The organism is Tardiphaga sp., from assembly GCF_044336785.1.
Lineage (GTDB): Bacteria > Pseudomonadota > Alphaproteobacteria > Rhizobiales > Xanthobacteraceae > Tardiphaga.
Genome location: NZ_JBIIOT010000140.1, coordinates 1 through 9,738, shown reverse-complemented (window position 1 = coordinate 9,738; position 9,738 = coordinate 1). Strand labels below are relative to the sequence as shown.

Below are 9,738 nucleotides of genomic sequence, written 5' to 3'. Positions count from 1 at the left end.
ACCCCAACCCTCTCCCCGTAAGAACGGGGAGAGGGAGTACCAGGCGTGGGAGGAGAGGGCGGTTGCCAACCGCACTTGAACCGCACCACGAAACCTGAAACCGCCGGCATCGCCGGCACAACAGGAGTAACACATGGCAAAGAAAGTGACCGGATACCTGAAGCTTCAGGTGCCGGCCGGTGCGGCGAACCCTTCGCCCCCGATCGGTCCAGCGCTTGGTCAGCGCGGCTTGAACATCATGGAATTCTGCAAAGCGTTCAACGCGCAGACGCAGAAGGAAGAAAAGAACACCCCGATTCCGGTGGTGATCACGATCTATGCCGATCGTTCGTTCACCTTCGCCCTCAAGACCCCCCCAATGTCTCACTTCCTCAAGCAGGCCGCCAAGATCCAGTCCGGATCGAAGCTTCCTGGCCGCGATGTCGCGGGCAAGGTGACCTCCGCGCAGATTCGCGAGATCGCCGAGAAGAAGATGAACGATCTTAATTGCGATACCATCGAATCGGCCATGAAGATGGTCGAGGGCTCTGCCCGTTCGATGGGTCTCCAGGTCCAGGGGTAATCGATCATGGCAATCGGAAAGCGTTTGAAGGCTATTCGCGAAGGCGTTGATCGCGAGAAGCTGTACACGATCGATGAAGCGATCAAGATGGTCAAGGAACGCGCCAAGGCGAAGTTCGACGAGACCATCGAAGTCGCGATCAATCTCGGTGTCGATCCGCGCCACGCCGACCAGATGGTCCGTGGCGTCGTCTCGCTGCCGAACGGCACCGGCCGCACGCTGCGCGTCGGCGTGTTCGCCCGTGGTGCAAAGGCCGAGGAAGCCAAGGCTGCCGGCGCCGACGTTGTCGGTGCGGAAGACCTGGCCGAGAAGGTCCAGAACGGCCAGATCGACTTCGACCGTTGTATCGCCACCCCCGACATGATGCCGCTGGTCGGCCGTCTCGGTAAGGTGCTCGGTCCGCGTGGCATGATGCCGAACCCGAAGATCGGGACGGTGACCATGGACGTCGTCGGTGCCGTGAAGGGCGCCAAGGGCGGTTCGGTTGAATTCCGTGTCGAGAAGGCCGGCATCATCCAGGCCGGCGTCGGCAAGGCATCGTTCGACGAAGCCAAGCTGGTGCAGAACATCAAGGCTCTCGCCGACGCCGTCGTGAAGGCGAGGCCGGCTGGCGCCAAGGGCACCTATGTCCAGCGCGTGGCCGTGTCCTCGTCGATGGGCGTGGGCGTCAAGGTTGAGCCGAACACCGTGCTCAGCTAAGCCGGAACAAGGCTTGCAAGAAACCGGGGCGGGATCAGGCAACTGATCCCGCCCTTTCTTTTGACCGCAGCAGGAATGAGCAAATGGCCGAAAAGGTCCTGATCTATTCGCGTTTTCCGAAGGCCCAGATGAAGCGCATCGGCGAGCGCTTCGACCTCCTCGATGCCGGTGGCAAGCCGCCATTGAGTGTGTTTTCGGCAGACGAGCTGAAGGATGTGCGCACGATGATCACCGCCGGCGGTCAGCTGCTGCCGGCCGAGGTGATGGACATGATGCCGGCGCTCGGCGCCATCATCTGCTACGGCACCGGCTATGACGGCGTCGATTTCAAGGCTGCGGCCGAGCGCAAGATCGTGGTCGGCAACAGCCCCGGCGCCAATGCCGCCTCGGTGGCCGATCTCGCGCTGACCTTGATGCTGGCGGCGACGCGGCGCGTGATTCCTGCGGATCAGTATGTGCGCGAGGGCGGTTGGTCCGGCGCAAAACCGTCGCCGCTAATGGCGCCGCAGCCGGGCAATCCCGGCCGCAAGGTCGGCGTCTACGGCATGGGCGAGATCGGCCGCAAGATCGCGTCGCGTGTTGCCGCGTTTGAGTGTGATGTCGCCTATACCAACCGCACCAAATATGACGACCTGCCATATCGTTACGAGCCGGATCTCGCTGCACTGATCGCATGGTGCGACGTGCTGATGGTCGCCGTGCGCGCCGGCAAGGAAACGCATCACATCATCGATGCCGAGATGCTGACGAAACTCGGGCCGGATGGCTATGTGGTGAACATCTCGCGCGGCTCGGTGATCGACCAGGCGGCGCTGGTCCAAGCGCTTGAAAGCAAGACAATCGCAGGTGCCGGCCTCGACGTGTTCGAGAAGGAGCCGCATGCACCGGACGCGCTGACGGCGTTTCCGAATGTCGTGCTGACCCCGCATATCGGCGGCCATACGCTCGACTCGCATGTGGCCATGCAGGATTGCGTGATCGCCAATCTCGACGCGTTTTATGCGGGCAACGCATTGCCATATTCCGTGAAGGCGTAACTCTGAGGACAGCTGGCATGCTCGGCACCTTGTCGGGCATGCGACAGGCCGATGACGTTTGGTTCCCGCGCGGGGCCATTCTTGCCGCCAAGCAAATTTGATTTGGAGCAATTCCAAATGTCGGCGATGCTCGGGGAAAGGCGATATGCGCCGCTACCTCGAGGGAATTGCGATGGCGAACCTCACGATCAATGGCCGGACCTACGAGATCGATGCCGAGCCGGATACGCCGCTGCTGTGGGCGATCCGCGAGCAGGCGGGCCTGACCGGCACCAAATATGGCTGCGGCGTGGCGCAATGCGGCGCCTGCACGGTCCATGTGGACGGGCAGCAGGTTCGCTCCTGCAGCATGCCGCTCAGCGACGCGGTCGGAAAACAGATCACCACCATCGAAGGCCTCGCGGCCAATGGCGTGATGCACAAGGTGCAGCAGGCATGGATCGATCACGACGTTCCACAATGCGGCTATTGCCAGAGCGGCATGATCATGGCCGTGGCGGCGCTGCTGGAGATGATCCCGCAGCCGACCGACGAGGACATCGATCACGCAGTGACGAATATCTGCCGCTGCGGCACCTTCCAGCAGGTGCGTGAAGCCATCCACTCCGCGGCCGGCGTTTGAGGGAGGCGATCATGACACATGGTCCGACATCGACCGTCCTCAATCGCCGCTCGTTCGTACTGGGCACCGCCGCTGTTGGCAGCGGGCTGGCACTTGGCTTTGACCTGCAGCTCGGTGGCCCCGCTGCGGCCCGCGCCGCGGATCTGCCGCCGGAGGTGAATGCCTGGGTGGTGATCAAGCCCGACGATACGGTGGTCGTGCGTATAGCGCGCTCCGAGATGGGGCAGGGCACGCTGACCGGTCTCGCCCAGCTCGTGGCTGAAGAGCTCGAATGCGACTGGTCGAAGGTGACCACCGAATATCCGACCCCTGGCCAGAGCATCGCGCGCAAGCGGGTGTGGGGTGATTTTTCCACGGGCGGCAGCCGCGGCGTTCGCGCTTCACATGACTATGTCCGCAAAGGCGGTGCCGCGGCCCGCATGATGCTGATCCAGGCCGCTGCCAACGAATGGGCGGTGCCGGCGGCAGAATGCGCGGCCATGAACAGCGTGATCACGCATACGCCGTCCGGCCGCACCGTGACTTTTGGCAAGGTGGCGGATGCGGCAGGCAAGCTCGAGCCGCCGAAAGATGTTCCGCTCAAGGATCCCAAGGACTGGAAGATCGCGGGCAAACCGCTGCGCCGTCTCGACACCGTCGAGAAGGTCAATGGCAAGATGATCTATGGTGCCGATGTCACGATGCCCGGCATGATGAATGCGGCCATCAAGGATTGCCCGGTGTTCGGCGGCAAGCTGAAGAGCTTTGACGAGAGCAAGATCACCGGCATGAAGGGCGTCAAGAAAGTCGTCCGGGTTGGCGACACCGCCGTGGCTGTCGTGGCCGACACCTGGTGGCGTGCCAAGACGGCGCTCGAAGCGCTGCCGATCGTATGGGACGAAGGCCCGAACGCCAATGTCTCCAGTGCGTCCATCGCCAAATGGCTGGAGGAAGGTCTCGATCCCGCGCAGCCGGCTTTCACCGCCAACAAGAACGGCGATGTGAAAGCAGCCATTGCCGGGGCGGCCAAGAAGGTCGAGGCGGTCTACGCCTATCCCTATCAGAACCACGCCACCATGGAGCCGATGAACGCCGTGGCGCTCTACACGGCAGACAAATGCGAGGTGTGGACCGGCACGCAGAACGGCGAAGCGGTGTTCGCCGCGGTGGTCGAGGCCTCCGGCCTGCCGAGCGACAAATGCGAGGTCTACAAGATTATGCCCGGCGGCGGCTTCGGTCGTCGCGGCATGACCGATTATGTCCGCCAGGCCGTCGCCATCGCCAAGCAGATGCCCGGCGTGCCGGTCAAGCTGATGTGGACGCGCGAAGAAGACATGCTGCATGGCCGCTATCATCCGATCACCCAGAGCAAGCTGGTCGGCGCCTTCGATGCCGACAACAACCTGATCGGCCTGCATGTGCGAATCTCCGGCCAGTCGATCCTGGCCAGCGTGCGCCCCGAGGGCATGCAGAACGGCATGGACCCGGTCGTCTTCCAGGGACTCAACACGTCAGGCGAAGCGGCGATCGGCTATACGGTCCCCAATCTTCTGGTCGACCACTCCATGCGCAATCCGCATGTGCCGCCGGGTTTCTGGCGCGGCGTCAATGTGAACCAGAATGCGATCTATCTCGAATGCTTCATGGATGAGCTGGCGCATTCGGTGGGGCAGGACCCGGTGGAATTCCGCCGCAAGCTGATGGCGAAACATCCAAAGCATCTCGCGGTGCTGAATGCGGTCGCCGACAAGATCGGCTGGACCACGCCGGCGCCGAAGGGCGTGTTCCGTGGCATCTGCCAGCATATGGGATTTGGCAGCTATGTCGCGGCGGCCACCGAAATCTCGGTGACCGACGGCAACAAGATCAAGATTCATCGAATCGTCGCGGCCACCGATCCCGGATACGCGGTCAATCCCTGGCAGATCGATCGGCAGATCGCCGGCTCCTTCGTCTATGGCCTGTCGGCGCTGTTCTACGGCGAATGCACCGTGAAGGGGGGCCGCATCGAGCAGGAGAACTTTGATACTTATGAGTCGATGACGCTGAGGGAGATGCCGAAGGTTGAATCGATCCTGATGCCGTCGGGCGGGTTCTGGGGGGGCGTCGGCGAGCCCACGATCTGCGTGGCGGCGCCCGCGGTGCTCAACGCGTTCTTCGCGGCGACCGGCAAGCGGATCCGCTCGGTGCCGCTGAAGAAACACGACATCACCTTTGCGTAGCGCGATGCAGCGCGGCGATTGGCACATCTGTCGGGATCCGTTGCGATGAAGGTGCTGATCGCCACGCTTGTGATCGCGTCGGTCAGTCCGGCGCTGGCAGCATCAGCGCCGCCGCCCGGCGCAACCTCGTGCTCTGGCTGCCATGCGGCGCACGGAGCGGCATCGTCCGCGATGCCGCGCATCCATGGGCGCGATGCCAGCGAGATCATGGATGCGATGACCTCCTTTCATAACGGCACCCGGCCGGCAACGGTGATGAACCGCATCGCCAAAGGGTTTTCTGATGACGAGTTGCGCCTGATCGCGGCCTGGCTTGCTGAACAGAAATAGTGCGCTGATGGTTCGCATTCCCCCCACATCGCGACGACAGTTTCTTGGGCAGGCCGCTGCTGCGACGGCCGCACTGGCCATCGCTGGTCCGGCGCTTGCGCAGGCGCGTCCGCGCGTGGTGGTGATCGGCGGCGGCTTTGGCGGCGCGAGCTGCGCGCGTGCACTGCTTGCAATCGATTCCAAACTTGATGTCACGCTGGTCGAGCCCAATCGCACTTTCACGGCATGTCCGCTGAGTAACGAGGTCATCGCCGGCGATCGTGCCATCGAGGCGCAGCAGTTCGGCTACGAGAAAGTGGCGGCGAGCGGCGTCACGATGGCGATGCAGGCTGCGGTGAAGATCGATAGCGCGGCGCGCAGTGTCGAGCTCGCCGATGGCACAGTGCTCACCTATGACCGCCTTGTGCTGTCACCCGGCATCGATCTGCGCTTCGATGCCTTGCAGGGCTATGACGAGGCCGCCACCGCGCGCATGCCACATGCCTGGAAGGCGGGAGAGCAGACGCTGCTGCTGAGACGGCAGCTGGAAGCGATGGACGATGGCGGGCTCGTCGTCGTTTCGGTGCCGGCCAATCCGTATCGCTGCCCGCCGGGCCCCTATGAACGTGCCAGCCTGATCGCGCACTATCTGAAGACACGGAAACCGCGCTCCAAGCTGATCATTCTCGATGCGAAGGATGTGTTCTCGAAGCAGCGGCTGTTTCAGCAAGGTTGGCAGGAGTTGTATCCCGGCCTGGTCGAATGGGTTGGCCTGTCGCAGGGCGGCAAGGTGACCTCGGTCGATGCTGCGACCAACACGGTGGTCACTGACTTCGCGCAGCACAAGGCGCAGGTTGCCAATATCCTGCCGCCGCAGCGGGCCGGGCAGATTGCTGCCATCGCCGGCGCAACCGATCGCTCCGGCTGGTGTCCGATTGATCCCGTCACGTTCGAGTCCAGGCAGGTCCCGAACATCCACGTGATCGGCGATGCCTGCATCGGTGGCGGCATGCCGAAATCGGCGTTCTCCGCCAATGCGCAGGCCAAGGCCTGTGCAAGCGCGGTGGCAGCACTGCTGGCAGGGCAGGCGCCGGTGCCGCCAAAACTGATCAACACCTGCTACAGTCTGGTGGCGCCGGACTATGGCATCTCGATCGCTGGGGTGTATCAGCCGAAGAACGGCCTGCTGACCGATGTGGAAGGTGCCGGTGGCACCAGTCCGCTCGATGCGCCCCGTACGTTCCGCAAGCAGGAGGCCGACTATGCGTTGGCCTGGTTCGACACGATCACGAGCGAAGTTTTTGGATAGGCGCAAGCAAGCCATGATAGCGGGTATCGGCGCTGCGGCACTCCTGCTGTCCGGCCCTGCCATGTGCGAGGCGTTGCAGCCCTATCAGGTGGTCGGCGATGCCATCCCGGCGTCGCTCACGGGGCATCCGGGCGACGCCGTGCGCGGGCGTGCCATCGTGGTGGCGCGGCAGAATACGTGCCTGCTGTGCCATAGCGGGCCGTTCGCCGAGCAGCGATTCCAGGGCAATTTGGCTCCTGATCTCACCGGCACCGGCGCGCGCTGGTCGGAAGGGCAGTTACGGCTGAGGATGGTGGATGCGTCGCGCCTCAATGATGCGACGATCATGCCATCCTATTATCGCACCGAAGGCCTCGCGCGTGTCGGCGCGAACTGGCGTGACAGGCCGATCTTGTCGGCGGAGCAGATCGAGGATGTGGTCGCCTATCTCGGGACATTGAAAGATCCATGATGAAGACAGCTGCAATAGAGCCATTGGCTGATGCGGATCGCCGCCGCCTGCTGGCGCTCGGGGCCGGCGCCGTGGTGGCGCAGGTCAGCCTGCGCTCCGCGCAGGCGACGCCGGAGATGATGAAGGCGGCGATCCGTGACGTCGTCAAGGGCGCGTCTGTGCGCAGCGGTAAGGTGAAGCTCGACGTGCCGCCGTTGGTCGAGAACGGCAACACCGTTCCGCTCACGGTCTCGGTGACCAGCCCGATGACCGACGCCGACCATGTGGTCAGCATCCATATCTTCAACGAGAAGAATCCGCAGCCGAATGTCGGCAATTTCTACATCGGCCCGCGCGCCGGCCGGGCGCAGGTGTCGACGCGGATCCGGCTCGCCGACACGCAGACGCTGACGGCCATCGCAAAACTCTCCGACGGCACCTTCTGGTCGGCCACGGCGGATGTCGTGGTGACGCTCGCCGCCTGCACCGAGGAGGCGAGCTGATGGCCTCCGCATTGATCAATGTGCCGGCGACGGCGAAGCGTGGCGACATCATCGAGATCAAGGCGCTGATGTCGCACATCATGGAAACCGGCTACCGCCACACTGAGACGGGCGAGGTCATTCCGCGCAATATCATCACCGGTTTCAACTGCCGCTATAACGGCGTCGAGATCTTTCGCGCCGATCTGTTTCCTGCCTCCTCGGCCAATCCGTTCATCTCGTTTTTCACGACGGCGATGGAGAGCGGGACATTCGAATTCAACTGGACGGGTGATCGCGGTTTTCAGGAAACCGCTTCGGCAAACATCACGGTGTCATGAGCGCGCGTGTCGTGGGCTTGTTGTTTTTCGCGTGGATGGCGATGGTTTCGCTGGCCAATGCTAGCGAAATCGCGACGGAGCAGCGTCGCTCCGGTTCGACCTTCATGGCGCCCGAGACGCGGGCTATGCAGGACGACGATACGGCCAATCCTGCAATGCTATGGGTGCTGGATGGCGAGGCACTTTGGAAGGCGAAGGGCCTGCCATCAGAGAAATCCTGCGCGGACTGCCATGATGATATCCAGGCCATGCGCGGCGTCAGTGCAAAATACCCTGCCTTGGATGCAGCGCTGGATAAGCCGGTCGATCTCGAACAGCGGATCAATCTTTGTCGGTCCCGCCATCAGGACAAGGGGCCGCTCCCCGATGAGAGCCGTGAGTTACTCGCCCTGACCGCGCTGATTGGACGTCAGTCGCGCGGGCTGCCCATCGATGCCGGCCATGATCCGCGGCTTGCGAGCTTTGTCACCAAGGGGCGTGACCTGTTCATGCGCCGGCAGGGCCAACTCAACCTGGCCTGCAGCAATTGCCACGACGACAACTGGGACCGGCAACTGGCTGGCTCCTCCATCACCCAGGCGCATCCGACCGGCTATCCGATCTATCGCCTGGAATGGCAAAGTCTGGGATCGCTCAAGCGCAGGCTCCGCAACTGCATGATCGGCGTGCGTGCGCAGCCTTATGCCGCCGACTCTCAGGAGATGGTCAATCTGCAGCTCTATCTCGCGTCGCGCGCCAATGGCTTAACGGTCGAGACGCCGGCAGTACGTCCCTAGCTGTCATGCCTGTGTCATCGTCGATCATCTGGTTCGGAATGACTGTCGCAAAAGCCCTGTTGAACGCTGGCAATAGACTTTCGTTCCCGCGCGGTACAAAAATAATTGAGTAGGCCATTCCGCACTGCGGTTGTAATTGTCGGTTTCGAATTAGAACAACTCGAATGTAGGCGTACATTCGACGACAAGGACAACAGCGATGGCTGCGTTCACCCTCAAGATAAACGGGGAGTCGCGTCAAATTGACGTCGATCCCAATACTCCGCTTCTCTGGGCAATTCGTGAAGGTGCCGGGCTGACCGGCACCAAATATGGCTGCGGCGTCGCCCAATGCGGTGCGTGCACCGTCTATCTCGATGGCCAGCCGGTCCGTTCCTGTTCGATGCCGGTCTCGGCTGTCGGCTCGAGCGAGGTCACGACCATCGAGGGCGCGACCAGCAAGGAAGCCAAGGCGGTGCAGGCGGCATGGGCCGCGCATGATGTGCCGCAATGTGGCTATTGCCAGTCCGGCCAGGTCATGAGCGCCGCCGCGCTGCTCAATCTCAATCCAAAGCCTACCGATGAAGACATCGATCTGGCGATGAACGGCAATATCTGCCGTTGCGCCACCTATGTCCGCATCCGCGCCGCGATCCATAGCGCCGCGAAAACGTTGGAGGGCTGAGCCATGACCGTCCACGACACCAATCTTTCACGCCGCACGCTGCTCAAGGCCGGTGCCGGTCTTGTCATCGGCGCCTATGTTGCGCGCGCCGACAAGCTGTTCGCACAGTCGGCGGCACCGGCGAAAATCAACATCGCGCCCAACACGTTTCTGATCATCGGCTCCGACAACACGGTCACCGTGCTGTGCAAGGGCTTCGAGATGGGGCAGGGGCCGCTGACCGGGATGGCAACTTTGGTTGCTGAAGAACTCGACGCTGACTGGTCGCAGATGCGCGCCAGTCACGCGCCATCAAATCCCGTGCTC

13 protein-coding genes are annotated in these 9,738 nt (G+C 62.7%); all 13 read left to right on the top strand.

The features are described from left to right. Positions 1–133: 133 nt before the first annotated feature. Positions 134–562 (top strand): 50S ribosomal protein L11, encoded by a 429-nt coding sequence (gene rplK / locus ACIQ2A_RS24235; RefSeq protein WP_398484288.1) that lies wholly within the window; start codon positions 134–136, stop codon positions 560–562. A gap of 6 nt (positions 563–568) precedes the next feature. Then, entirely contained in the window at positions 569–1,261 is a 693-nt protein-coding gene (gene rplA, locus ACIQ2A_RS24230) for a 50S ribosomal protein L1 (RefSeq protein WP_398484286.1), read from the top strand. Between the two features lie 83 nt (positions 1,262–1,344). Continuing rightward, positions 1,345–2,298, top strand: a complete 954-nt coding sequence (locus ACIQ2A_RS24225) for a 2-hydroxyacid dehydrogenase (RefSeq protein ID WP_398484284.1) — start codon at positions 1,345–1,347, stop codon at positions 2,296–2,298. 172 nt (positions 2,299–2,470) lie between these two features. Beyond that, a complete protein-coding gene (locus ACIQ2A_RS24220) occupies positions 2,471–2,920 on the top strand; it encodes a (2Fe-2S)-binding protein (protein WP_398484292.1) in 450 nt (149 codons plus the stop codon). A gap of 11 nt (positions 2,921–2,931) precedes the next feature. Next, positions 2,932–5,121 (top strand): molybdopterin cofactor-binding domain-containing protein, encoded by a 2,190-nt coding sequence (locus tag ACIQ2A_RS24215; protein WP_398484282.1) that lies wholly within the window; start codon positions 2,932–2,934, stop codon positions 5,119–5,121. A gap of 45 nt (positions 5,122–5,166) precedes the next feature. Continuing rightward, positions 5,167–5,451, top strand: a complete 285-nt coding sequence (locus ACIQ2A_RS24210; RefSeq protein WP_398484280.1) for a c-type cytochrome — start codon at positions 5,167–5,169, stop codon at positions 5,449–5,451. Positions 5,452–5,458: 7 nt separating this feature from the next. Continuing rightward, complete coding sequence (locus ACIQ2A_RS24205) at positions 5,459–6,739, top strand: FCSD flavin-binding domain-containing protein (protein ID WP_398484278.1); 1,281 nt, start codon at positions 5,459–5,461, stop codon at positions 6,737–6,739. 13 nt (positions 6,740–6,752) lie between these two features. Next, on the top strand, positions 6,753–7,190 hold the full coding sequence (soxX, locus tag ACIQ2A_RS24200; protein WP_398484276.1) for a sulfur oxidation c-type cytochrome SoxX: 438 nt from the start codon (positions 6,753–6,755) through the stop codon (positions 7,188–7,190). Continuing rightward, positions 7,187–7,672, top strand: coding sequence for a SoxY-related AACIE arm protein (locus ACIQ2A_RS24195; RefSeq protein WP_398484274.1), 486 nt, complete (start codon positions 7,187–7,189; stop codon positions 7,670–7,672). Before soxX ends, ACIQ2A_RS24195 begins: the two co-directional genes overlap by 4 nt. Beyond that, positions 7,672–7,992, top strand: coding sequence for a thiosulfate oxidation carrier complex protein SoxZ (gene soxZ, locus ACIQ2A_RS24190; protein WP_398484272.1), 321 nt, complete (start codon positions 7,672–7,674; stop codon positions 7,990–7,992). The genes ACIQ2A_RS24195 and soxZ overlap by 1 nt, the downstream gene beginning before the upstream one ends. Positions 7,993–8,027: 35 nt before the next feature. Then, complete coding sequence (gene soxA / locus ACIQ2A_RS24185) at positions 8,028–8,768, top strand: sulfur oxidation c-type cytochrome SoxA (protein WP_398484290.1); 741 nt, start codon at positions 8,028–8,030, stop codon at positions 8,766–8,768. 199 nt (positions 8,769–8,967) lie between these two features. Then, a complete protein-coding gene (locus tag ACIQ2A_RS24180; protein WP_398484270.1) occupies positions 8,968–9,432 on the top strand; it encodes a (2Fe-2S)-binding protein in 465 nt (154 codons plus the stop codon). Between the two features lie 3 nt (positions 9,433–9,435). Further along, on the top strand, positions 9,436–9,738 hold a 303-nt coding region (locus ACIQ2A_RS24175), incomplete at its 3' end, for a molybdopterin cofactor-binding domain-containing protein (RefSeq protein ID WP_398484268.1).

Excerpts from the sequence above, each read along its gene's own strand:
- rplK (WP_398484288.1), top strand. The coding sequence starts at position 134 with ATGGCAAAGAAAGTGACCGGATACCTGAAGCTTCAGGTGCCGGCCGGT.
- rplA (WP_398484286.1), top strand. The coding sequence starts at position 569 with ATGGCAATCGGAAAGCGTTTGAAGGCTATTCGCGAAGGCGTTGATCGC.
- ACIQ2A_RS24225 (WP_398484284.1), top strand. The coding sequence starts at position 1,345 with ATGGCCGAAAAGGTCCTGATCTATTCGCGTTTTCCGAAGGCCCAGATG.
- ACIQ2A_RS24220 (WP_398484292.1), top strand. The coding sequence starts at position 2,471 with ATGGCGAACCTCACGATCAATGGCCGGACCTACGAGATCGATGCCGAG.
- ACIQ2A_RS24215 (WP_398484282.1), top strand. The coding sequence starts at position 2,932 with ATGACACATGGTCCGACATCGACCGTCCTCAATCGCCGCTCGTTCGTA.
- ACIQ2A_RS24210 (WP_398484280.1), top strand. The coding sequence starts at position 5,167 with ATGAAGGTGCTGATCGCCACGCTTGTGATCGCGTCGGTCAGTCCGGCG.
- ACIQ2A_RS24205 (WP_398484278.1), top strand. The coding sequence starts at position 5,459 with ATGGTTCGCATTCCCCCCACATCGCGACGACAGTTTCTTGGGCAGGCC.
- soxX (WP_398484276.1), top strand. The coding sequence starts at position 6,753 with ATGATAGCGGGTATCGGCGCTGCGGCACTCCTGCTGTCCGGCCCTGCC.
- ACIQ2A_RS24195 (WP_398484274.1), top strand. The coding sequence starts at position 7,187 with ATGATGAAGACAGCTGCAATAGAGCCATTGGCTGATGCGGATCGCCGC.
- soxZ (WP_398484272.1), top strand. The coding sequence starts at position 7,672 with ATGGCCTCCGCATTGATCAATGTGCCGGCGACGGCGAAGCGTGGCGAC.
- soxA (WP_398484290.1), top strand. The coding sequence starts at position 8,028 with ATGGCGATGGTTTCGCTGGCCAATGCTAGCGAAATCGCGACGGAGCAG.
- ACIQ2A_RS24180 (WP_398484270.1), top strand. The coding sequence starts at position 8,968 with ATGGCTGCGTTCACCCTCAAGATAAACGGGGAGTCGCGTCAAATTGAC.